Origin of the sequence: Allosalinactinospora lopnorensis, assembly GCF_000981225.1 — a bacterium.
GTDB lineage: Bacteria > Actinomycetota > Actinomycetes > Streptosporangiales > Streptosporangiaceae > Allosalinactinospora > Allosalinactinospora lopnorensis.
The window spans coordinates 19,577-41,812 of the sequence record NZ_LAJC01000032.1 but is presented as its reverse complement, the minus strand read 5'-3'; the positions used below and the strand labels follow the sequence as shown (position 1 = coordinate 41,812).

The window sequence follows — 22,236 nt, the reverse complement described above, 5'->3', positions numbered from 1 at the left end:
GGAGGTGGAGGAGCCCGCGACTGAAGCAATGGTCTCGGAAAAGCCGCAGCCTCATCAGCACACGGACTATCCGAGCATGGCCCCCATTTTCGCGCTGTTTCTCCTCCTGGTGTGTCCGCCGGCCTCCCTGGGCCCGGTTGCCGTCCCCAGAGACAGGGGGTCGGTCCTTCCGTCGTGGATCGGGCGGGGATCAGGGCCTCGCCGCCCCCGCCACCGGTTAATCGCGGAACTGTCAGTACTGCGGATCTAGATGCCCGCGGCCTCGCGTGGGACCGTTCCTTCGGCTCGCGCGAGCACGAGTGTCCACCGTTTCCCCACCGTGCCGTAGCGTCTTCCGCCTGCACAGTGCCGGTCTCTCCGCCTACGGCGGGACATGCGGACATCGACGTCGAATCCGGCGTCTGGACGCGGACCATGCCCCGCGCGAAGTGGCGTTGCGGCCTCCCCATTCCGGCGGGTGGTGCGCGGATCGCGGTGCGGTGATGCCGTCGTCAAACATGCACATGTATTCGGGAGTTCTTTCATGAGTCGTAGTCGTCGTCGCCTCGCACCGAGGCACGGTAGTGATCTCGCCCGGTTCGTCGCCGTGTCGGCATCCGCCGGAGCGGCCGAGATCCATCTGGTCATGTCGCCCGTCCACTGGCAGGAGTGGTGGCCGTCCGGGTTGTTTTTCGTTGTCATAGGGATCTTCCAGGCGGTATGGGCCGTTCTGGCCCTGTGGCGGAGCGAACCTGTACTGATGTTCCTCGGCGCGGTGCTGAACCTGGTGTCCATCGGAATGTGGCGCTCAGCCGCCTCTACGGGATCCCCTTCGGGCCTCATGCCTGGATGCCCGAACCCGTCGGGCTGGCGGATCTCGTCACCGTCGCCCTCGAAGGGGGCGTTGTGGCCGGCGCGCTCTGGGCGGTGCGCGGCCGGGAAGCCAGAGCCGAATCGGGCAAGGGAGTGATCGGCGCCGTCACCGTCGCGGCTTTGGCGGTGGCGTTCTCCACCGCGGCCGCGGTGAGCGACGCGGATGAGCACTCTCACGGCACGGAGGCGGAAGGGCACGGCGGAGGCGCTCACGAGGGCGCGGGCATGGACGCCTCCGGGGGTGAATCGCAGCAGTGCGAGGACGCCTCCGAGACGGGCACGCCATCGTCATCGGCGTCTTCGGAACCCGGCGACGGGCACACTGACGACGGCCACGACCACGAGCACTGAGGCAGCGGCTCCTCGGCCTGCACGGCGTCCCGCCAAGCCGTCGAGCCAGGGACACTCGGTGGGGCGTTCGACGCGTTCGTTCCCTCGAAGCGGGCGCTGACGCGGACGAGAGTAGCCAGGGACGCAATCGCGTGTGTGGCCGTGGACCGCCCCGCGGGATCGGTCGGGTGTGCGTTTTAATTCGTAACGCCAGGCCTGGAACCGCCCCCGGCGAGAGAGGCTTTGACCGGTCACGGCCAAGAGCAGCAGGCCGAACGCGATGCCCGGAAGCCAGGACAGCGCGTCGGTCGTCAGCGATGCGAAATGCTGCGACTGCCCGAACATCTGGACCCGCCAGCCATTTATTGGGCGGTCCCGGCCCGTTGACGGCCGCGACCAGGGTGGCCACGCCCATGCGGCCAGCAGCACCTACTTCTTCTCGCACGCCCGGGCGCGCGATGGAGGGCCCTGGTGTTCGCGGCCGGAATCGCCGTGATCATCGTGCCCATCGGGATGGGCACGGCCGACTGTTTCCGTCTCCCGGTCGCAACGCAGCCTCGGGCGTTGCCGACCGGGAGCACGTACCGGTAGCCGCCCATGCGGATGCACGCGCTGACGATCCCGGACACGCCAGCGCAAAGATCGAGCCCATGCCGACGGTCGGCACGCTACCGCCGGGCATCGGCAGCCGCAGCTCGGTCCCACCGCCCCCGAACAGCAGCGAATGGCGCATTGGAGTTTCCACCACGTCGGGCGCACGGGCACATTCCCAGTTCCGCACCCCGGTGCGCTCCAGGCTGAGGAGGATGACAGGGTACGCCTAAGCAATCTAGTTATTTAGGTGTGCGTGTGCTCAGGGCACTCGCGCGATCTCCGCCTGCGCCCCACTGAAGACTGCGCTCGGTCGATGGATATCCCGCACATCGTCACCGCCGGCCCGATGCTGCTGGCCATCCCGCTCGCGCTGGCGGCCGGGGGCATCACGTTCCTGTCGCCGTACTGCCTGCCGCTGGTGCCCGGCTACCTCTCCTTCATCACCGGCATGTCGGGCACGGAAGGCCAGCACCCCGCACGCGGCAGCGTCCTACGTGGGCGCACGGTGCTGGGCACCCTGCTGTTCATGGTCGGCTTCTCCGGCCTGTTCGCCGCCTACGGGGCCTTCTCCGGCAGCCTGGGCGCGCCCTGTTGTTCGACTACCAGGACATCCTGATCCGCATCCTCGGCGGCCTCACCTCGTCCTGGGGCTGATGTTCATGGGGGCGCTGCGGTGGCTCCCCTGGACCGGCCGCAGCCTGAAGCCGCGTTTGCAGCCGCGCAGCGGCGTGGCCGGCGCCCCGCTGTTGGGCGTGTTGTTCGGCCTGGGCTGGACTCCCTGCATGGGGCCGGCCCTTGCCGCGGTACTGGCGATGTCCACAGCCTCGGGCAGCGCGGGGCGCGGGCCTTCCTCGCCTTCGTCTACGGCCTCGGCGTGGGGCTGCCCTTCCTCATCTCCGCGGTCGCCCTGACCAAGACGATGCGTGTAATGGGCTGGACCCGCCTGCACGCCCACACCATCACCCGCGTGGGCTGAGTAATGCTCGTGCTGGTCGGGCTGACCCAGAGCACCGGGTTGTGGACCGATTTCGTCCTGGTGATGCAGCGGTGGGCGGACGGCTACCAACTACCGCTGTAGCCCTCACCGTGAGCGCCCCCTGCGTCAGCGTCCCTCGATCTCGGATCGCAGACGCCGGTACTCCTCCTGGTCGATTTCGCCGGCGGCCAGGCGCCGGTCGAGTTCGTGGCGCGCCGGGGCGCTCGCCACCGGCCCTGGCGCCGAGTTGACGGTGAGCTGCTGGACCAGCCAGACACTCCCCAGCACGATGAGCACCAGCAGGGCCAACCCAATCAGGCCCCCCAGCAGCATCCATATCACGCCTATTCCCCAGCCATCCATCATGGCGACCAACTCCTCTGGCCTACCTGGCCACTAACCGCGAAGACGCGTCGAGTTGTCTTTGGATCAACCCGTCTGAGCCCGTGGTTTCTCCGCCACGACGCGGGCGATGGTTCCGAGTTTGCGGCGTTCGGCGTGCGTAATCCGCAAGCCGGCCGCATCCAGGTGAGGTTCGGGCTCACGCAGCAGATGGTCCTCCATCAGGCGACGGGTCAGCGGATCGAACAGCCGCTCCACCATGCGCGGGAACTTCTGGTGGCTGCCGACGTGTTCTAGGACGATCAGGCGGCCTTCGGGAACGAGCACCCGCGCCATCTCATCGACCACGGCCGCGTCGTCGGGCACGCTGCACAGGGTCAGGGTGACGACAACGGAGTCGAAGCTCGCCCGCGGCCATGGCAACCGCATGGCGTCCCCCTGGCGCAGCTCCACGTCCCGCCCCAGCTCCGTCGCCCGCCGCCGGGCGATCGACAGCATCCACGGGCTGAGGTCCACCCCGAGCAATTCGACGCCGTCGGGGTACTCCGCCACGTTGCGGCCGGTGCCGATGCCGACCTCAAGTGTGCGGCCCCGCGCCTGCGAACATGCCCATCGCCGCCCGTCCTCCAGCAGCAGTACCTCCGTGGGCCGGATGCTGCGGTCGTAGCGCCGCGCGAACCGATCCCACAGCGCCCGCGACCTCTCCGTCTTGTTCTCGACCATTGCGAACCGCTTCCCACCCGGATCCTACTGCTGGTCTACCCACTCACGGGCGACCGCGGAGACCGAAGCGATAACCGCTCCGCCCGTACGGAAGCGCCCCTACCCACCACCCCGTGCACCTAACTGGCTTCGTCGATCACAAGGCGCACGAGTACTCGGGCCCGCCTCGACTGGTTCCATGACCTCCCACGGTGACCACGGCGGTGTTGTTGCGAGGGCCACGCGGAAGCCAGGCACACGATGTCTCATACCTAAGCGACTTAGTTTCATCGGTGAATCCTGTGGCGTTTTCCGGGCAGCACCGACCGATTCTCGCCACCATTCAAAGCCCGAAGAGGCAACAGCGCCCCGGAGCACCGCACTACACAACCGGCGCGACGAACTGGGCGAGCCTGACCACCATGGCCCCTCTTCCGGCGGCTCAGGGGATACGATGCTTGGCTCATCTCCGCATTCGGGACCTTTGACACGGCCCGTCGGCCACCCCGGAATCCGTAGACGCGCGGCACTGCATGGCGCTGTCGCTCTCGCGGTGACGGCCGCCCTCGTCGGCTGCGCCCAGAAAACGGAAGACACGGACGCCCAAGCCGGAGAGGAAGATCAGTTCAACATCATCAGCGACTGATCCGCCGCCTCCTAAGCGCCGGAGGAACGCCGGCCGGCCCCCGAGTTCAGCGGCGAGACCCTCGACGGTGATCCCATGAGCCTGGCGGACTACGAAGGCACAATCCTCGCGGTCGACGTCTGGGCGATCTGGTGCACACCGTGTCGCGAGGAGATGCCGGTGCTGAGCGAGGTCTACCAGGAGCACAAAGACGAGGGCGTGGAGTTCCTCGGCCTCGACATCAAGGACGATAGGACCGCCGCCAAGGCGTTCGAGAGGAACCTGGGCGTGACCTACCCGAGCATCCGCGATCAGCCCGGCGCGGTCCTGATGACGTTCCGCGACACCGTTCCGCCCCAGGCCATCCCGAGCACGATCATCGTCGACCGTGAGGGCCGCGTCGCCGCCCGCGTCGTGGGCGCGACCACCTACAACCAACTGACCGACCTCGTCGAAACGGTTCTCGGCGAGGACAACGGGAAAGCCGATCCAGCGTGACCGCCCGTCCCCTCTTCCGGAGCTCCCCTTTCCGCATCCCGGCGACCTGGTCGGCGACGTGCGGCCGCTAAGCCAGACGAATTGGTGACCGTGACGGTCGAGGACGAAACGACGTCACGCGGTTCGGTTTCGTCTCCCGGTCAGTGCCGATCAGGGGCAGATCTTCCTGCTCGCCAACCTGGAGCTCGAAGCAGGGGGCGGGATTCGCCGTCGATACCGACCATGAGGCTGATACCCCGCGTCCCTATGGGCCGTGTAACGCCGCGTCCTTTGGGCAGTCGCTACGGCGGAGGGAGCTACGGCCGTCGAGGAGGAGGGCTTGGAGGCGTTCGGACCCGCGCTGGTGTTGCTCGGCGCGCTGATCGCGCTTCTCATCGGCGCCTACGGGCTTTCCGCGATGGTCCGGATCAGGCGCGCGCCAATGGTCTGCGAACCCTTCCTGTCCGGGGTTCCCGTGACCGAGCACGCGGTCTCGCGCTATCACGTGCGTTGGTATGCGGTGACGCTGCTCTTCCTCGCCTTCGACATGGAGATGGTCTTCATGTACCCGTGGGTGCTCGTGGTGGCCGACATGGGAGCGGTGGCGGTCGTCGAGATGTTCGTGTTTCTGGCGGTCCTGGTCGCAGCGGTGATCTACGGCTGGCGGGAGGGGGTGTTCCGGTGGACCTGACGCGGTGGCTGCTGCGTCGGGCGGCGCCGAGTGCCTTCGTCGTCACCGCTGTTGGCGGCACGGGCGCCCGGCTGGCGGTCGAGCGCGTGCTGCGCGAGCGTGGCTGGGCGCAGGCGCTGGCGCCGGCCGAGGCCGACCTTCTCATGGTCTGCGGCCCCCGCCATCGGGATCTGGTGGGCCCCGTGGACCGGGTGTGGGATCAGCTGCCCGGTCCGCGTGCGCGCGTCCGGGTCGACGCCCCGGAGGTGGCTGCCCGCCGGCTTGACGAGGCCCGCGCCGAACTACGTGACGTCGCCCGGCAGCGCCGCGACGCCGAGCAACGTGATCGAGCGACGCATTCGGCCTCTCCGACAGCCTCAGGGCACAACGGCGACATGATGATGCCGGGTGGTGTGCCGATGGCCGATCGGGCCGAGGACCGCGATGGCCTCATGCTCGATCAGCTCCACATCGCGCTGGGCCCGGCGTTGCCCGACTGGCCGAGCGGGTTGTCGCTTCGGCTGGTGATTCAGGGCGACGTGGTCCAGGACGCCGAGGCCTCGACCGTTGGTGAACCCACAGAGGCCACGGTCGCCTACTGGGACGCACCGGTCGTGGATGCTGACGGGCACCCCGACTCGCTTCGGGCCCGGGCGGCGGGCGCCTTGGACAGTATGCAGCGGCTCCTCTCGGTCGCCGGTTGGCCCTCCGCGGCGCTCTCCGGGCGCCGCCTGCGCGACGCGTTGCTGAGCACGGATCCGCAAACCCTGCCGCCCCGGGACCTGGTGCGCTGGCTGCGAAGGGTGCGCCGTTCCCGCATGCTGCGGTGGTCCACCAATGGGCTCGGCGAGATCACGGGCGACACGGCGGCGTGGATGCGCGGTGATGCCACTGACCGCTGGTCACGATGGCTCGACGAGGTCGAGTTCGCGGCGGTCGCCGAAGGTGGTGGCGCCGCCCCACCGCCGGATCCGCGCGCCTCCGCGGCGCTGCGCGCGCAGAGCACGCGCGCGGCGCTGCGACTGCTGCCGTCGCTGCTGATCGGCCAGGAGCTGGCCGCGGTGCGGTTGATCGTAGCGTCTGTGGATCCGGATCTCGGGACACTCACCGCGGGAGACCGGGAGGGCTCCCATGGGTGATCCGGCACCACTGTGGAGTGTCCTCGTCATCCCCGTGCTCCTTGGTGTCTTCGCCTACGGGGCCGCGGCGGGGTCGGCCACGCTGCGGGCCCATGCCGCCGGCACCCCACGCGCCTCGGGCATCGCCGCTCCCGCGCGGTCGGCGGCGCGGCTGCTGGTGCAGCGGCGCCGCGTCGTTCTGGGCACGGACGCCTTGCTGTTGCGGCTGGGCGGGACGCTCGTTCCGGTGGCCGCGGCCCTGTCGGCGCTGGTGATCCCGCTGGGCGGGTTCGTGGTCAGTGACCTGTCGGTCGGTGTTGTGTGGTTCAACGCGATGGAGGTGGTGATCTGGGCGGCGGTGTGGATGCTCGGGTGGGGGGCCAACTCGGTCTGGGGTCTGATCGGTGGCTACCGCTTTTTGGTCCAGGGTGTGGCCTACGAGTTGCCGCACATGTTCGCGCTGATCACCGCCGCGCTGGGCGCCGGTTCGCTGCGCGTCACCGACATCGCCGCGGCGCAGCAGGGCCTGTGGTTCGCCGTGCTGATGCCGGTGGCTTTCGTGGCCTATCTGGTCTCGGCACTGGCCATGGCGTTCTGGGGGCCGTTCGACCAGCCCGTGGGGCGTGACCTCGCCGGCGGCGCGTTGGCGGAGCTGTCCGGCGTGGACCGTCTCGTCGTGGGAGCCGGTCGCTACGTGTTGCTCAGTGTCGTCGCGGCCATGGCGGTGCCGTTGTTCCTCGGCGGTGGCGCCGGCCTGCTGCTTCCCGCTTGGGCGTGGTCGCTGGTTAAGACGGCCGCTGTGCTCGCTTTGCTGGTATGGCTCGGGCACCGGCTGCCTACGGTGCGCATGGAGCGGTTCACCGAGATCGGCTGGGTGGTGCTGATTCCGGCGACGTTGTTGCAGGCGTTGCTCGTCGCGATCTTCGTGCTGCTGGGTTAGGGGAACGCGTGGCGGAACTGGTGGTATTCGCGATCTGCGCCGCGAGCGCGGTGGCCAGTGGCATCGCGGTGTTCGTGGTGGACTCCATGGCTCGGGCGACCTTCGCGTTGCTGGCCTCGTTCGTCTTCACGGCGGTGCCGATCCTGCTGCTGGGCCTGTCCTACCTCGGCGTGCTGGTCGTGCTGATGATGGTCATGGAGATGATGATCATGGTGATCTTCATGGTCATGTACATGATGAACCCGGCCGGGTTGATGCCGATGACCATGGTGCACAACAAGGCCGGTGCCCTGGCCATCTCCGTCGGCACGTTCGTCGCGCTCGCGGCCGGTGTCCTCCTCGTCCCATGGCCGACCAGCACCGCCGCCCCTCCGGCCGATCCCACATTGGCGCTCGGCGAGGCGATCATGGGCGAGAAGATGCTCGTGATGATGCTCGTCGGCATGGTGCTGTTCGCGACGATGGTCGCATCGATCGTGCTCGCCACGCACCGCGGGCGCTATGCCCGCTACGGCGATGACCTGCGGCGCAAGCACCCCGATGATCCGATTCGCGGCGGGGTGGGCCGGTGATCCTGGAGCTGTTCCTGCTGTTGGCCGCCGCGCTGTTCGCGGTGGGTCTGTTCGGGGCGCTGAGCCAGCAGTCCATCGTCATGATCATGATGGGCCTGGAGCTGATGATCAACGCGATCATCGTGGCGGCGGCGGCCTTCTGGTTCTACACCTCCGCGGATCGTCCCGACGGGCAGGTACTGGTGCTGGTCGCGATCACCGCGATGGCGGTGGAGATGGCCATGGGCTTCGCCGTGACCACCGCGATCTTCCGTTCACGTGACGTCGACGTGGTGGATTCGGCCGGCGACCTGAAGGACGCGCCTTGATGACGGCCGCGCTGTGGTCACTGGTGGGGTTACCCGCCCTGGCCGGGCTGGCATTGCTGGTGGTCGGCAGGCGCGCCGACCCGATCGCCGCTCCGTGCGCCGTGGCCGTGGCGACGGCCGGGCTCGTGCTGGGCGCCACCGTCGCCGTTGGCCGCCCCGAGGTTTCGGCGCCCATGCTGGCCGGTATCCCCGCGGGCCTGGCCGTGGACGGATTGTCCGCGGCCATGGTCATCACCGTTTCCGCTGTGTTTCTGGCGGTCATCGTGTTCGCGACCGGTGAGCTGGATCCGGCACAGGCGCGCGCCCGCTTCTTCGGGCTGATGTCGCTGTTCGCCGCGGCGATGCTCATCACCGTGACCGCGACCGACCTGCTGGCGCTGCTCGCCGCGTGGGAGATCATGGGCGCCACCTCGTATGCGCTCATCGCCTACTGGTGGCGTGAGCCCCACCGGGTCCACTCGGCCACGCTCGCCTTCGTCACCACTCGAACCGCCGATCTGGGGATGTACTTCGCGGCCGGGGCCGCCCTGGCCGGAGGCGCGACCGCGCTGGAACTGTCCGGCCTGGCGGGCCTCGACAGCGCCTGGCGTGACGCGGCCGTCGCCGGTCTCGTCGTCGCCGCCCTGGGCAAGTCCGCACAGCTGCCGCTCAGCTTCTGGCTCTCGCACGCCATGGCCGGCCCGACTCCGGTCTCGGCGCTGCTGCACTCGGCGACGATGGTCGCGGCCGGCGGCTACCTGCTGCTGCGGCTCGAACCCGCGCTGGCCGCCACCGCCTGGGCCGATGCGGCCGTGGCCTGGATCGGTGTGCTCACCGCCCTGCTGCTCGGGGCGGTCGCCTTCGCCCAAACCGACCTGAAGCAGCTGCTGGCCGCCTCAACCTGCTCGCAGATCGGGTTCATCGTGCTGGCGGCGGGTACGGGCGGCATCGCGGGCGGCGCGCTGCAGTTTGTCGCGCACGCGGCCGCGAAGAGCCTGCTCTTCCTGTGCGCGGGAGTTTGGCTGCTCGCCGTGGGCACCCAGCACCTCACAGCCTTGCGGGGAGCCGCGCGCCACCACCCGCTCGTCGGCGCGGCGTTCTCGGTCGGGGCGCTGGCCATCGGAGGGCTGCCGCCGCTGTCCGTCTGGGTGGCCAAGGACGAAGTACTGGCCAGTGCGCTGCACGCCTCACCCGCCCTGTACGTCACCGGCCTGGCGGCCTCAGTGGTCAGCGCCGCCTATGCCGCCAAGGCGCTGGTCGCCGTCTGGTCCCCACCGGGGCCGCGGACGCCCGACGCCACCCGGGAGCGTGCCACCGCGCGCGTCTCCCCGGCCGAGGGACTCCCGCTGCCCGTCCTCGCCGCGACCGCGGCCGCCGTCGGGATTCTCGCCCTGCCGGTGCTCGCGCCGTGGTGGTACTCGACGGTGGGAACGGCGGGTGAGCCCAGCCCCGTGGGCTGGGAGATCGCGGTCTCCGGCACGTTGAGCGTCGTGACCCTCGCCGGCACCGCATGGGTCAGTGTCCGGCGCGGTTCCCCGGCGGTATCGGAGACCGTTCCGGGCGGGCGGTTGCTGGGTGACTGGCTCGCGATCGAACGGGGTATACACGCCAGCGTTGTCCGGCCGGTGTCGGCACTGTCGCACGGCCTCGCCGCGTTCGACGACCGGGTGATCGCGGGCGGAGTGCGGGCATGCGCGGCCCTTGGCGTGTGGGGCGCCCAGCAGGCCGAGGCGCGTGTGGAGATCCGGGTCGATCGGGCGGTGCGGGCCATCGCCGCGGGCGCGCGCGTGCTGGCGATGTGGTCGTGGCGCCTGCAGACGGGGTTACTGCACCAGTACTACGCCCAAGCCGTCGCCGCGTTCATTCTGCTGGCCATCGTCGTCGTGTTGTCGAGGTGAGGCGTGCTCTCCCTGGTCGTCTTCCTGCCGCTCATCGCGGGCGTCGCGCTGCTCGCCGTGCCGTGCCCGCGCGACGCCACGGTGCTGTGGACCTGGATCGCGGTGGCGGCGCTGGACCTGGCGCTGGTCGTCACACTGTGGGTCGGCTATGTGCGCGGCACGCGCCCCACCGGCGACGGGATCACCGGACCGATCGGTTATGAGACCAATCTGCGCTGGATCCCCAATGTCGGGGTCGGCTACCACATCGGTGTCGACGGGTTCTCGCTGCCGCTGCTCGCCATGACGGCGGTGCTCTTCTTGGCCTGCGCGCTCTATTCGCTGCGCGAGAAGCGGCGCGTGCGCTCCTACGCCGTTGTGTTCCTCTTCCTGCAGACGGTGTCGCTGGGCCTGTTCGTCGCCCTCGACCTGATCCTGTTCTTCGTCTTCTTCGACCTGTCCATCGTCGGTATGTACTTTGTCATCGCCGGGTGGGGCCACCGCGATCCCGTCCGCTCGGCGCTGCAGTTCTTCCTCTACACCTTTCTCGCTCGCTCGCCCTGCTGCTGGGGTTCATCGGGCTGTACCTCGCCGCCGAGCCGCACACCTTCGACATGGTCGAACTCGCGACCCAATCCCCGTTGGAAGGGCACGGGCTCGCGGGCGGCCTGGTGCTGCTGGCCGTCGGTATCGGCCTGGCCATCAAGACCCCCACCGTGCCGTTCCACACCTGGCTGCCGCCCGCGCACACCGACGCCCCGGCGGCGGGGTCCGCGATCCTCGCCGGTGTGCTGCTGAAAATGGGCACCTACGGGTTCGTCCGCATCACTATGCCGATCCTGCCGCACGCGTGGCGCGACTACGCCATGGTGTTCGTGGTCGTCGGGGTGGTCTCCGTGCTCTACGGCGCGCTGCTCGCGCTCGCCCAGACCGACTTCAAGCGGATGGTCGCCTACACCTCGGTCAACCACATGGGCTACATCCTCCTCGGGCTGGGGGCCGCCGGCCTGGCAACGAGCGACCAGGCCCAGGCCGCGAGCCTGGCCGTGACCGGAGGCCTCACCCAGATGGTCAGCCATGGGCTGCTCACCGGAGCGCTGTTCCTGTTGGTGGGGGTACTCCACGACCGGGGCGACACATATGCGATGGATTCCTACGGTGGGCTCGCCGGCCTCACACCACGCTTCGCAGCCCTGACCGCGGTAGCGGCGTTCGGCTCCCTCGGCCTACCGGGCCTGTCCGGCTTCATCGCCGAGTTCCAGATCTTCACCGGAAGTCTGGGCATCGTGCCGATCGCCGCAGCGCTGGCGCTGCCCGGCATCCTCATCGTCGCCGCTCTGTTCCTGCGCGCCCTGAACCGCGTGTTTCTCGGCCACCGGCGAATCCCACCGAAGGCACACGTCACCGACCTCTTCGCCAGTGAGCTCACCGCGATCGCGCCACTGGTGGCGCTCGCCGTCGTCATCGGAGTGCTGCCCAGGTTCCTCCTCGACGTCATCGAACCGGCCTCCCAGCTCCTTGTCGCCCTGGTGACCCGATGAGCGCCATGGCTGAGATGAAACTGGTCGCGCTCGCGCCCGAAGCCGCTCTCGCGCTGACCGCGGTCGCCGGGCTGCTCGTGGGAAGTTGGATGCCCCGGCGGCGGCAATGGATCGTGCGGACGGGCGTCGCTGTCGCCGTAGCCGGCGGGCTCATCATCACGATCGGGGCCATGGTCTGGCCGGGCGACACCCTTCTCACCGGCGGGTACGTGGTGGACCTCGGCACGCACGCCGCCCGCGCGGTGGTACTCGCCGCTCTGCTGCTGACGGTGCCGCTGGCCGCCGACTCGGTCGCCGGACACCCGCGCGAGTCAGAGTTCTATGTCCTGCTGGTGCTCGCCGCCCTCGGCACCATCACCTTGGCCGGAGCCAACGACCTCCTGGTGCTCGCTGTGGCCTACCTGTTGGCCAGCATCCCGCTGTACGCGCTGGCCGGTTTCGCCAAGGACCCGCCCGGCACCGAGGCCACCCTCAAGTACTATCTCCTGGGCGCGCTCCTGGGCGTGCTGCTGCTGACCGGGGCCACCCTGCTGCTCGGGGCGGGCGGGGCCACCGACTACACGGTGCTGGCGCAGACGTTGCCGGCCGCGCCGCGCACCGTGGTGGCGGTCGGCGTCACAGCGGTCCTGGCCGGCCTGCTGTTCAAGGCTGGGGGCGTACCGGCTCATTTCTGGGTGCCCGATGTCACCGAAGGGGCGTCGGCGCCCGTGGCCGCGTTCGTCACCACCGTCCCCAAGATCGGGGCGCTCGTCGCTCTCTACCGGCTGGGGGACCAGGTCGTCGTAGCGGCCCCACTCGACTGGACACTGGTCGCCGCGCTCTTGGCCGCCGCGTCGATGACCCTGGGCAACCTGGCCGCGTTCTTCCAACGCAATGTACGACGCCTGCTCGCCTACTCCACCATCAGCCAGGTCGGCTACCTGCTGATGGCGGTGGCCGCCGCCGGTGGTGGATCCGCTTTGGCGCTGCCAAGCCTGCTCTTCTACCTGGCCGGTTACGCGGTGAGCAACCTCGCGGCGTTCGCCGTCGTGTGCGCGCTCCCGCGCACACGAATGTTGGACGACTACACCGGCCTCTTCCGCCACCACCCGTGGCTGTCGCTCAGCCTCGTCGTCAGTCTGCTGAGCCTGGTCGGAACACCGCCGACCGCGGTCTTCGTCGGCAAGCTCACCGTCTTCACCACCGCCGTGGACGCGGGCCTGGCCTGGCTCGTGGTGCTGGCCATCATCAACACCGTCGCCAGCCTCTTCTACTACCTGCGCTGGATACTCCCCCTGTTCCAGACCAGAGCCGGCACCCCGGCCAACGAATCCGGTCCCGAAACGCCGCAACGCCGGAGCACCACCGTCGCCCTGGCAGCAGGCGTCCTGGTCCTCCTGCTCGGCCTGGCAGCCGGCCCGACCCTCAGCCTGCTCCAGTAACGAGCCTTCCCACCCCCACACGGGGTCTTCTGTGGAAGAAAGCGCAGCGTCAGGGACCCTTGTACGCGTTGTTCGGGAGCTTCTTACGATGTATCGGCGATCACCGGGATTCACCGAACAGTTTCTTCAGCCCGTCCCGGAGTCAGGTGCTGCAGCAGCACGCGGTTCCCTAGCCAGGGAAAGTTTTACCTTTGGGCTTTGGCCCAGATAACCCTGCTCACCTTTCTGCTTCACGAGCCGCCCCCAGCGGGGCTTCCGGCCGAACTGCTTGGCCAACTCCTGACCGGTAGGCAAGGAGCCATCCTCGCGGCGGTTATCCAATGCCCACGCCCAGGCCTCGCGTTGAATCTGGGGCGGTGATACCTCTGCGTCGACGGGCTCGACGACTTCCGCCTTCGATGAAGCCGTCCGTGTCTGGACTACTCGCAAATGAGGTCGTTCCTCCCCGCCTGGAGCATCCTCAGACTCCGGCGCCGAGTGCACTGCGCTTTCCTCGGCGTCGCTTGCCGAATCGCCCCAGGATTGCGTACGCCCGGAGTACTGCGGGCGTACGCCAGCCGCGTTCGCGCGAAAGTGGCGCATCAGCAGCTCATACGCGCCGATCAGTGCAAAGGAGGGTCAGGCGTGGATGATGCGCGACCACATGGTGGGGTCAGCCACCGCGATGTTCGCAGCGAGAGACGCGACACTGCCAATGATCAACAACGTCCACGGCAGCAGGCCGCCGCGCCGGCCGTGGCGGGCATCAGCCAGTAGCGCCATGGAGGAGGAGACGATCATCCCGTCTACGGACAGTGGGAACAGCGCCGCACGCCAGGCGGGTTCGCCGTGGCGCAGCGCCAGCTCGAACATGTGGCTGTAGCTGACGACAGCGGCGATGACGGCCAACAGCAGGACCGCGGCGATGGTTGTCCAGCGGGACCAGCGGGAAGAATTCATCGCAGTCCACCGCCCGTCCAGCGCGAGGTCCGCGGACAGGGTCAAGGACATGTACGTAAGGGCCGGGTCCCCCCTCGGACACCAAAGTGATCATGAGACCCCTGGCTTGACCAGGGGTTTTCTTGTTGGTGCCACAGATTCCGGTGAGGAATTAGGTCACGGCCATGGGGGTTTTCCTCCCCCTCGGACGCTGTCGTTTGCCCCATGTCGCGGGTCAGGACGGTAGGAACGGCGACCGCCCGAACCGAGGCGGCTCGGCCGGCACCATCGGAGTCCCAGGGCACTCCTTTTCGACGTGCTGGATCAGGTTCGAGGCATTGCAATGTCCCTCTCAAGCGGGATCAGCGTGTGTCCCTGGCTGTGGTCCGGCCCATCATGGAGACATGGACGCCGAACTGCTGTACTTCGCCGGATGCCCGAACTGGCGTCTCGCCAGGGAACGCCTGACCGAGGCACTGCGGATCGCGGGACATCCCGGCCGGCAGATCACGCTCACAGCAGTGGAAACCGATGAAGAGGCGCAGACCCTGCGCTTTCCCGGATCGCCAACGATCCGCCTCAACGGCCGCGACCCCTTCCCCTCGCCGGACCGCACGCACGGTATGAGCTGCCGCGTCTACGCGACCCCCGAGGGCCTTGACGGCGCTCCGACCGTCGACCAGCTCGTCCAAGCCATCACGGACGTGTCCTGAACCTCTACGGCCCCCGCTACACGATGGTGTGGACCCGGCGTCCGGCCGACCATACGCTCGCCCGCAACGACGCCATCGGCGTACTGGTCAACAACGCCGGCGCACCGCACCGCGGAATCGTCGAAGAGACCACGCCCACCCAGGTCAGCGCAGCTTTCGACTTCCAGAGGACTGGTTGAGGCTATCCGCCGGGGTGTAATCGACTGTGGCGAAGGCGGGAAGGTCGAGTGCCTGGGGTGCGAGACCTGCCGAGAGCGAGGAACCCCGCCGTCTAGCTCCGGGGAGGCGCTGGTGTGCGCCGGCCGGGGCGGTGGCGGATCAGGGCGTGGACCAGGATCGGCAGACCGACGGCGGCGGGCAGGAACCAGAAGGCGATGGGTGGGAGCAGGCGCCACAGCGGCAGGTTGGGCCCACTGTCGACGTAGAACGCGGTGAGCATGGCGATGTAGGAGATCCCCATACCGGTGATGTGGTAGGGCAGCCAGCCGCGCCAGGCGACGCGGCGTGCCGCATAACCTAGGGTGGCGCCGGCGAGCGCGATGCCGGCGAGAATGAGCAGATGGTTGACGCGCGGCCAGTGCAGCGCGCCCATGCCAGACGCGGTGACGACGATGACGAGCAGGGCTGCGAGGTAGACGGTACCCGGCCAGGTGTGTCGGCCCCGGCGTTTGCGTACCAGCATGGCCGCGGCCCCGGCGAGCGTGGCGGTGATGCCGGCCAAGACGTGGCAGGCCAGCAGTAGTTGAAAGGTCATGGCCGCCTCCCGGTGTCGGCGGAGATAGCCGCCGCAAGCAGCCTGACCAGACCGGGCAACTCGGCTCGGGCCCGCGCACGCACCTCGCTGGGATTGCCGAGCATGCCCTCCACCTCGTAGGCGAGGATCGGAGCGATGAACAGCCGCAGCGCCGGGGGGACCGCCTCGGCGCCGCTGCTGTGCTCCGGCGGGCGGACTCCCAGGACCTCACTGAGGGCGGCGGCCATGGGGCCGACCGCGGCGGTCCGGAACAGGTCCACAAGTTCGGGGTACTGCCGGCCCTCGGCGATGAGGACGCGGATCAGGTCGAGGTAGACCGGGTCGAGGACGCGGTCGAGGATCCGGCTGGCCACGGCCAGCAGCGTGTCCTCAAGTTCTTCGCCCGAGCGCGTGGCCTGGTGTGCGGCCGCGGCGATGTCGGGCTGGAGGCGTTCCACCACCAGGCTGCGCAGCACGGCGACGAAGAGCTGCTCTTTGCTGCCGAAGTAGCGGTACACCGTCTGCTTGGTGACGCCCGCCTCGGCCGCCACCGCGTCCATCGAGGTCTGCCGCATCCCGCGGGCCAGGAACAGGCGCTGGGCGGCGGAGCGGATCGCAGCCGGCTTCGGGCTCGATCGGGATGTCTTCTGGGTTCCCACAGTAGTTATCATACTAGACCGTCTAGTATGATACGGGTAGGTCCTCGTGAATCGCCTCCTCGATCGCGGACAGCGCCTCTTCTCAGCCCCCCGCCCTCGCCCGGCGGGCGGCATTCAAACGCATGTCCGGCAGGGTCGTCGATGCTCTGGGGCCGGTTCCGGACGAGGCACCCGCCGGGAACGGCGGGCCGGCGTGACGGTGGGCAGGAATGTGGTCTTCGACGGCATCCACGACCTTCGGAGCGACGGCGAGTGCGGCCATGGACACCGTGTCGGCGACGCCTCCCTGGACTTACTTCCGCCACCGTCACCGTGGAGCAACGCTCTGCCCCGGACCGTCGTCATCCCCTGCGCTCGGCTTGGAGGTCGGCGCGTCGATGGTCGCCTGGCAGCGTCGTTACCAGCACCGCGCAGGCGGGCAACACCGTTGGGTGCAGGCCGCGGCCTCCGGAAGGAGGGATCCGGTGCCGGGGCGTCACAACGTCAGCGCTGGGGGCGCAGTCCGGCCAGGGTGACCGTGACGAGCCGGCGGACCGCGTCCGTGGACGGCAGGTTGCCGGCCGCGGTCAGGGCGTGCAGGCAGTAGTTCGCGAGCTCCTCAGGCGTGACATCATCGCGCAGGTCGCCGGTCTGGGCGACCTCGGCCAGCAGGTCACGGATCAGGTCGAGGAGCTGCTGCTGCGCCTGGGCGACGCGCTCGTCTCGATGCAGCAGCGCCGAGAGTTCGACTCCGTGGCTCCCCCGGCGGTGGGAAACGAGCGCGAAGGCCTCCAGCACCGCTTCGAGCCGCTCGCCGGCCTCGCCGGGCTGGCCCCGGAGCGCGGCGAGGTGTTCGAGGTGGCGGGTGATCTGGCGTTCGTGCCAGGCGAAGAGGATCGCCTCGACATCCGGGAAGTACTTGTACAGGGTCGCGCGCCCGATGCCGGCCTTCTCGGCGATCTGCGACATCGTCACCGACGCCAGCCCGCGCTCGGTCACCAGCGTCCACGTGGTGTCCAGGATCGCCTCGCGTACCGCGCGGCGGTGTTCCTCGATCGTCTCGTTCCACAGCTTCGGCACCATCCCAGCATACGGGGCGACGCTACAGTGACACTTTGAATTGACAGCGACATTTTGTCTATGAAAATCTCGGGGTGTACACGGCGGAGGAGGCGCGCATGGCTGACCAGCCCCCCGACACCGGCGTCCCACGCTGGGTGAAGGTGGCGGGGGTCATCGTCGGTGTCCTGGTCCTGCTGGTGGTCGTCATGGCGCTCATCGGCGGGGGTCTGGGGAACCACGGCCCGGACCGCCACACGTCCGGGGACGGGGCCGCCGAGCGGACCGAGCAGGGTGCGCTTGAGCCCAGGGCTCCGTTCGCGGGTGGTCGCGGATGACCATGCCGCCCCGCCTGCGCAGGTTCGCGCTCACCCTGCACGTCACCTTCTCGGTCGGCTGGTTCGGCGCGGTCGCCGCCGTCCTGGTCCTCGCCATCGCCGGCCTGGCCAGCCCGGACGTTCAGAGGGTGCGTGCCGTCTATGCCGCGGTAGAGCCGATCACCTGGTTCGCCGTCCTCCCGTTGGCCTTCGCTTCGCTGCTGAGCGGGATCGTCCAGGCGCTGGGCACCGCGTGGGGCCTGTTCCGGCATTACTGGGTGGTGTTCAAACTCCTGCTCACCGTGTTCGCCACCGCTGTCTTGCTGATGTATACGCAGACGATCGACCACATGGCAGGCGTGGCGGCACAGGCCGCACCATCCGGTGCCGACCTCGGCGAGCTGGGGGCCCCGCTCGCGCTCCACGCCGGCGGCGGCCTGCTGGTGCTGTTCATGAACACGGTCCTGGCGGTGTACAAACCGCGGGGCAGGACCCGATACGGGCGGCGCGGGCAGCATGAGCGGCGCGCGGCACCCGCGCCGTAGACGCGCGGCACCCCGCCCGGCGGGGCGGGGCTGGGTTCGACGATCTCGCTGCGCGCCGTCGTACACGGGCCCGAGCGGATCGCGGGAGTGGTCGTGATCGGGGTCGAGGACATTGAGGATGACGAGGCCTAAGCCGAGGAGAGCGCGTTCCTCGACGCGTTCGCGGCACGCGCCGCATCGCAGGGGCTGCACGCGGCGTGGGAACCGATCCTGGCGACGTTCCCCGAGGTCGTCGGCGCCATGATCCGCGACGCTATCCCGCGCGGCGACACCGCCAGCATTGTCGCCGCCGCGGTGATCCGGCCACCGGCTTGGAGCCGACGGGTGGCACAGAGGCTCGGGCCGGTCGGCGCCGGCGGATTCAGCCTGCGGTCACAGGGCCGCGATCAGCTCGCGGCAGGCCTGCTCGCAGCGGCGGCACGCCTCGGCGCACACGCGGCAGTGCTCATGGTGGGCGGCATGCCGCTCGCACTCGTCCCCGCAGGTCTTGCAGGCTTGGGCACACGCCTCCAGCACCGAGCGAGTGAGATTCGCGTCGTATCCGGTGTGCCGGGACAGCACCCGCCCGGTGACGTCGCACTGATCGGCGCAGTCGAGGTTGGTGCGGATACACTTCGCCAGTTCCGCGACCGTCTCCTCGCTCAGACAGGCGTCCGCGCACGCGGTACAGGCCTGGGAGCACTCGTAGCAGGCCTCGATGCAGGCCCGCATCTTGTCCCGGTCCACACCGCCCAGGTCCTTGGGGTAGGTCTCGATCATCTGCCCGGTCACGCTCATGGCGAGCCCCCTTTGCGAACTTCGACTCCGGTTCACCGACCGCTGCCGGCGGAAGGCGCCCTATGGCCACTCGGCTATCCCCGAGGAAGAGGCTAAACCGCCGGACTGAGCTGCTCACACTGGCCGGCACCGACAGACACGGGATCCGCCACGGACCAAAACCTCCGGACGATCGCGAGCACAGTGCAAGCGAATGATCCCGGCAAACCCGTGCCGCGACGGACCCCGGTACGGGCAGCCAAGGCGCTTCGCGAAGAGCACACGGTGGCGCGCCCGGGAAACGCATCCGCGACCGCGCTGGGCCCCAGGTGAAATGGATAGAGACGAGACGACCGCGGCGATGCACGATCATGGCGACCATGGGCAGCACGTCCCAGCCACGGAGCGGCCCACACAGGACACGAGACCGGACACGGCGTAGGTGACGGCCCGGCTATGCTGCCGGACCGCCATGGCCTCCGGGCTGGTCGACATACGAAGGAGTACAGCGCTGGGCGAATGGTTCATTCGCATCGGCGCTTCCTCCACCGCACCGTGTGAACGCGCTCGACCCTACTGAGTACCACGGGCTGCGCCTCGGACCGCGGTCGTCCTGGAACCGACCGAGGACACCGAAGACCGGGGGCTCCGGTGGGAGAAGACAACGGCGAGGAGTGCGCGTGACGGAGCGGCCAGGAGTACGGGCGGCGGTCTTCGCGTCGTGGCTGGTGGCCGTCGCCGTGATCGGTGGCCTTGCGCCAGATCTCGCCGCGCTGCGGCACTGGATCGGTGCGGCCGGCCCGGCCGCACTGGTGGTGTACCTCGCCGGGTATGTCGCCGCCTCCCTCGTGTTCGTTCCCCGTCCGGTGTTGAACGCGATGGCAGGCGTTGCCTTCACTGCCTGGCTGGGTGTTGCGGCCGCGCTCGCCGGAGGGCTCACCGCCGCTCTGGTCCAGTTCGGCCTGGCGCGCTTCCTCGCCCACGGCTTCGTCGCGGCACGGCCGCCGTCTGCGATCGCCGCGCGCATCGACCGCGTTGTCCGGCGGCACGGCGTACTGGCGGTGATCCAGTTGCGGCTGCTTCCCGTCGTGCCTTTCGCCGCGGTCAACTACGGGCTGGGCCTGACAAGGCTGGGCGTCGTCCCGTTCGTTGCGGGGACCGTCCTGGGGAGCCTGCCGGCGACCGCCGCCCTGGTCGTGCTCGGAGACACGGTCAGCGATCCGCTGTCGCCGGGATTCCTGCTCCCTCTTGGGCTCTTCTTCCTGCTTCTGCTCGCAAGCCGCCTGGTCGGCGCGTACACACGTCGGCTTGAGGGTGTGGAGCGCCCTCCCGCATGACCACATACCTCGGGCCGCGCCCAGCGGGTCTCGCGCAGAATCCTGCAGCCGGGGACGGATGCGGTCGGCGGGGATGCCCGGAGCCTCGGCGGTGTCGGTCGGGAGAGCCGCCGCGCCTCGGTCTCTGGCGCTCCGATGGAGAACAGGTACTCGCGGCACCATACGGCAGTGCTTCTGACCGGTGGAATCGGAATAGAGAGTAGAGGAGGTGCGGCTCGGAGCATCGATGCGCCAGGACCGGGCGGCCGCTGGTGGGCGGACGGTTCGGCGGCACCGCGCCTGCCCTTACGGCGGCGTCCACCGCGATCAACGCGCGGGCCGGGCGGACGCCTGCGGTCCAGCCCAGGCATAGCAGGACGGGATTCCGCGGCGATGCGAGGCTTCGGTGACCGGCGCTGCTACGAGATCCTGTGACCGCAGAAAGCGCGGCTACGAGGATTTGGTGGCGCATGATGAGGGGCGCCGAGCCGGGCTCGGCGCCCCTCGACGCGGATAGCGGCCGCCGCAGAGGGCGGTTCCCGCTCTACTCGGCGGCGCTTTCCGTTTCCGTCACTGTCGTTCGCCGAGCATGTCGCTCATTTGCTCGATCTCGGCTTCCTGAACATCCACTATCTCCTGGGCGAGCTCCGTGGCCTCAGGGTTGGCGCCTTCGTCGAGTTCGGTCCGGGCCATATCGATCGCCCCCTCGTGGTGGTCGATCATCATCTCCAGGAACATCGTGTCGAACCCTTCACCCTCGGCCTGCTCCAGCTCGGCCATCTGCTCCCCGGTCATCATCCCTTCCATGCCGCCGCCCATGCCGTCCATGTCGTGGTCCATGCCGTCCATGTCCGCCATGAGCTCCTCACCCCAGGATTCGAGCATCCGGGTGAGTTGTTCGATCTCCGGGCCCTGGGCGGCCTCGATTTCGGTGGCGAGCTCCTTGACGTCGTCACCGGCGGCACGGTCCTCGGCCAGTTGCGACATCTCGACGGCCTGCTCGTGATGCGGGATCATCATCTGGGCGAACATCACGTCGGCGTCGTTGGACTCCGCGGTTTCCTGCTCCTCGGCCTGATCAGTGGCGGGCTGCTCGGTCTCCTCCCCGCCGCCGCAGGCGGTAAGGAACAACGTAGTCGCCACAGCGGCGGAGAACAGCGGGAACAGGCGCTTACGAGTGTTGGTGGTCATGGTCGATCGGTCCTTCTCGGTCTTGGCTCACGCACGACGCACGAATGCCGATGCGTGACGTTAGGTGAAAGGTCCAGAGCCGGGGGTAGCGACGTGAGGGCGCTCCTCCCCGGGAAAGGCATCTAGATCCGTAACACCTGCAGTTTCGCCAGAGAAGGCGGTTCAGGAGGCGACGTGATACGCAGCGCCCACCGCCGCACCCACGAGGGCGACCGAACGAGCGCTCCCGGCCAGTGGGCCAAGGCCACAGCGGCCACGCCAAGCAGCGCGATCACGAATCCGCCGATCGCCAGGCACACCGAGGTCGGGTCCAGGACCGGAAGCCCGGGCTCTTCGTGCATCGGACCTGGATCGGCGGGTCCGGTCACCGCGGCGGCACCGTGCGTACTGTCCGGCGCGTGCCCGAGCGTGTGCATCGCCCCCACACCGATCAGCAGCGACAGCAGTAGCACCCACATCAGTGCGGTGTGTCGGGGGGTCCGCTGAGTCGCCGTGGCCACACCTATAGCCTACGTGTTCCGGAGAACGCGGGTGCGCTCTTCTCCCAGCGGCCACAGCGGCACGGCTTCCTTGGCGACAGCGGCTGACCCGCGAGGCGAATGCGTCTTGGCCCGTCATTGGAACGGCCCTTCCGAAGGCGACCGCGCACGTACCGGGCGCTTCGCGGCACAGGCGGTGGGCGGCGAATACGGTGAGGCCATAATCAGGGCCAAGCGCAGTGAAGCC

25 protein-coding genes and 1 pseudogene are annotated in these 22,236 nt (G+C 68.9%); 17 read left to right on the top strand and 9 right to left on the bottom strand.

Annotation, left to right across the window (positions count from 1 at the left end; translation table 11 throughout):
- The first annotated feature begins 780 nt into the window (after positions 1-780).
- From VS93_RS27000 to VS93_RS32995, 3 genes are all read left to right on the top strand, one after another.
- Positions 781-1,203 carry a hypothetical protein gene (locus tag VS93_RS27000; RefSeq protein WP_052745736.1) on the top strand — a complete coding sequence of 141 codons (423 nt, stop codon included), beginning with the start codon at positions 781-783 and terminating at the stop codon, positions 1,201-1,203.
- 886 nt (positions 1,204-2,089) lie between these two features.
- On the top strand, positions 2,090-2,392 hold the full coding sequence (locus VS93_RS33000) for a cytochrome c biogenesis protein CcdA (protein WP_338022736.1): 303 nt from the start codon (positions 2,090-2,092) through the stop codon (positions 2,390-2,392).
- Between the two features lie 57 nt (positions 2,393-2,449).
- Positions 2,450-2,752, top strand: coding sequence for a hypothetical protein (locus tag VS93_RS32995; protein ID WP_449353793.1), 303 nt, complete (start codon positions 2,450-2,452; stop codon positions 2,750-2,752).
- Positions 2,753-2,878: 126 nt separating this feature from the next.
- On the opposite strand, the gene VS93_RS13500 is transcribed toward VS93_RS32995, so the two are convergent.
- Together VS93_RS13500 and VS93_RS13495 are read right to left on the bottom strand one after the other, a co-directional pair.
- Positions 2,879-3,118: an SHOCT domain-containing protein gene (locus VS93_RS13500; RefSeq protein WP_046470291.1), complete on the bottom strand. Its 240-nt coding sequence runs from the start codon at positions 3,116-3,118 to the stop codon at positions 2,879-2,881.
- A 63-nt stretch (positions 3,119-3,181) separates the two neighbouring features.
- Positions 3,182-3,817 (bottom strand): class I SAM-dependent methyltransferase, encoded by a 636-nt coding sequence (locus VS93_RS13495; RefSeq protein WP_046470290.1) that lies wholly within the window; start codon positions 3,815-3,817, stop codon positions 3,182-3,184.
- Positions 3,818-4,484: 667 nt separating this feature from the next.
- Between VS93_RS13495 and VS93_RS31640 the strand changes: the two are divergent.
- From VS93_RS31640 to VS93_RS13450, 9 genes and pseudogenes are all read left to right on the top strand, one after another.
- Positions 4,485-4,919: pseudogene (locus VS93_RS31640) on the top strand (TlpA family protein disulfide reductase); the annotation flags it as partial.
- 319 nt (positions 4,920-5,238) lie between these two features.
- Positions 5,239-5,589, top strand: a complete 351-nt coding sequence (locus VS93_RS13485) for an NADH-quinone oxidoreductase subunit A (RefSeq protein ID WP_046470289.1) — start codon at positions 5,239-5,241, stop codon at positions 5,587-5,589.
- A complete protein-coding gene (locus VS93_RS13480; protein ID WP_046470288.1) occupies positions 5,580-6,707 on the top strand; it encodes a hypothetical protein in 1,128 nt (375 codons plus the stop codon). The genes VS93_RS13485 and VS93_RS13480 overlap by 10 nt, the downstream gene beginning before the upstream one ends.
- Positions 6,700-7,626, top strand: coding sequence for a complex I subunit 1 family protein (locus tag VS93_RS13475; protein WP_046470287.1), 927 nt, complete (start codon positions 6,700-6,702; stop codon positions 7,624-7,626). The genes VS93_RS13480 and VS93_RS13475 overlap by 8 nt, the downstream gene beginning before the upstream one ends.
- Positions 7,627-7,634: 8 nt before the next feature.
- Positions 7,635-8,198: an NADH-quinone oxidoreductase subunit J gene (locus tag VS93_RS13470; protein ID WP_046470286.1), complete on the top strand. Its 564-nt coding sequence runs from the start codon at positions 7,635-7,637 to the stop codon at positions 8,196-8,198.
- Positions 8,195-8,506, top strand: a complete 312-nt coding sequence (gene nuoK / locus VS93_RS13465; RefSeq protein ID WP_046470285.1) for an NADH-quinone oxidoreductase subunit NuoK — start codon at positions 8,195-8,197, stop codon at positions 8,504-8,506. Before VS93_RS13470 ends, nuoK begins: the two co-directional genes overlap by 4 nt.
- Complete coding sequence (locus VS93_RS13460; RefSeq protein WP_046470284.1) at positions 8,506-10,383, top strand: NADH-quinone oxidoreductase subunit 5 family protein; 1,878 nt, start codon at positions 8,506-8,508, stop codon at positions 10,381-10,383. Before nuoK ends, VS93_RS13460 begins: the two co-directional genes overlap by 1 nt.
- Before the next feature lie 470 nt (positions 10,384-10,853).
- Positions 10,854-11,903, top strand: coding sequence for a complex I subunit 4 family protein (locus tag VS93_RS13455; RefSeq protein ID WP_236700532.1), 1,050 nt, complete (start codon positions 10,854-10,856; stop codon positions 11,901-11,903).
- 5 nt (positions 11,904-11,908) lie between these two features.
- Positions 11,909-13,324 (top strand): NADH-quinone oxidoreductase subunit N, encoded by a 1,416-nt coding sequence (locus VS93_RS13450; RefSeq protein WP_046470283.1) that lies wholly within the window; start codon positions 11,909-11,911, stop codon positions 13,322-13,324.
- Between the two features lie 618 nt (positions 13,325-13,942).
- On the opposite strand, the gene VS93_RS32755 is transcribed toward VS93_RS13450, so the two are convergent.
- On the bottom strand, positions 13,943-14,263 hold the full coding sequence (locus VS93_RS32755; protein ID WP_275451690.1) for a DUF2637 domain-containing protein: 321 nt from the start codon (positions 14,261-14,263) through the stop codon (positions 13,943-13,945).
- Positions 14,264-14,646: 383 nt separating this feature from the next.
- Between VS93_RS32755 and VS93_RS13440 the strand changes: the two genes are divergently transcribed.
- Both VS93_RS13440 and VS93_RS29180 read left to right on the top strand, forming a co-directional pair.
- Positions 14,647-14,955 (top strand): DF family (seleno)protein, encoded by a 309-nt coding sequence (locus VS93_RS13440; protein WP_046470282.1) that lies wholly within the window; start codon positions 14,647-14,649, stop codon positions 14,953-14,955.
- A 23-nt stretch (positions 14,956-14,978) separates the two neighbouring features.
- Positions 14,979-15,134 carry a hypothetical protein gene (locus VS93_RS29180; protein ID WP_156184820.1) on the top strand — a complete coding sequence of 52 codons (156 nt, stop codon included), beginning with the start codon at positions 14,979-14,981 and terminating at the stop codon, positions 15,132-15,134.
- Between the two features lie 92 nt (positions 15,135-15,226).
- Here the strand turns inward: VS93_RS29180 and VS93_RS13435 are convergent, their stop codons facing one another.
- The 3 genes from VS93_RS13435 to VS93_RS13425 all read right to left on the bottom strand — a co-directional run bounded on the left by VS93_RS13435 (position 15,227) and on the right by VS93_RS13425 (position 17,409).
- Entirely contained in the window at positions 15,227-15,709 is a 483-nt protein-coding gene (locus VS93_RS13435) for a hypothetical protein (protein ID WP_046470281.1), read from the bottom strand.
- On the bottom strand, positions 15,706-16,347 hold the full coding sequence (locus VS93_RS26995; RefSeq protein WP_052745734.1) for a TetR/AcrR family transcriptional regulator: 642 nt from the start codon (positions 16,345-16,347) through the stop codon (positions 15,706-15,708). The genes VS93_RS13435 and VS93_RS26995 overlap by 4 nt, the downstream gene beginning before the upstream one ends.
- A gap of 483 nt (positions 16,348-16,830) precedes the next feature.
- Complete coding sequence (locus VS93_RS13425) at positions 16,831-17,409, bottom strand: TetR/AcrR family transcriptional regulator (RefSeq protein WP_236700531.1); 579 nt, start codon at positions 17,407-17,409, stop codon at positions 16,831-16,833.
- A 95-nt stretch (positions 17,410-17,504) separates the two neighbouring features.
- Between VS93_RS13425 and VS93_RS13420 the strand changes: the two genes are divergently transcribed.
- Together VS93_RS13420 and VS93_RS13415 are read left to right on the top strand one after the other, a co-directional pair.
- Positions 17,505-17,723 (top strand): hypothetical protein, encoded by a 219-nt coding sequence (locus tag VS93_RS13420; protein WP_156184819.1) that lies wholly within the window; start codon positions 17,505-17,507, stop codon positions 17,721-17,723.
- A complete protein-coding gene (locus tag VS93_RS13415; RefSeq protein WP_201776639.1) occupies positions 17,720-18,247 on the top strand; it encodes a hypothetical protein in 528 nt (175 codons plus the stop codon). Before VS93_RS13420 ends, VS93_RS13415 begins: the two co-directional genes overlap by 4 nt.
- 372 nt (positions 18,248-18,619) lie before the next feature.
- Here the strand turns inward: VS93_RS13415 and VS93_RS13410 are convergent, their stop codons facing one another.
- Positions 18,620-19,024 (bottom strand): four-helix bundle copper-binding protein, encoded by a 405-nt coding sequence (locus VS93_RS13410; RefSeq protein ID WP_046470278.1) that lies wholly within the window; start codon positions 19,022-19,024, stop codon positions 18,620-18,622.
- Between the two features lie 659 nt (positions 19,025-19,683).
- Between VS93_RS13410 and VS93_RS13405 the strand changes: the two genes are divergently transcribed.
- Positions 19,684-20,340 carry a TVP38/TMEM64 family protein gene (locus tag VS93_RS13405; protein WP_052745733.1) on the top strand — a complete coding sequence of 219 codons (657 nt, stop codon included), beginning with the start codon at positions 19,684-19,686 and terminating at the stop codon, positions 20,338-20,340.
- Between the two features lie 549 nt (positions 20,341-20,889).
- Here VS93_RS13405 and VS93_RS13400 read toward each other — a convergent pair.
- Positions 20,890-21,510 (bottom strand): DUF305 domain-containing protein, encoded by a 621-nt coding sequence (locus VS93_RS13400; RefSeq protein ID WP_046470276.1) that lies wholly within the window; start codon positions 21,508-21,510, stop codon positions 20,890-20,892.
- 122 nt (positions 21,511-21,632) lie between these two features.
- On the bottom strand, positions 21,633-22,010 hold the full coding sequence (locus VS93_RS13395; RefSeq protein WP_236700530.1) for a DUF6153 family protein: 378 nt from the start codon (positions 22,008-22,010) through the stop codon (positions 21,633-21,635).
- Between the last annotated feature and the right edge of the window lie 226 nt (positions 22,011-22,236).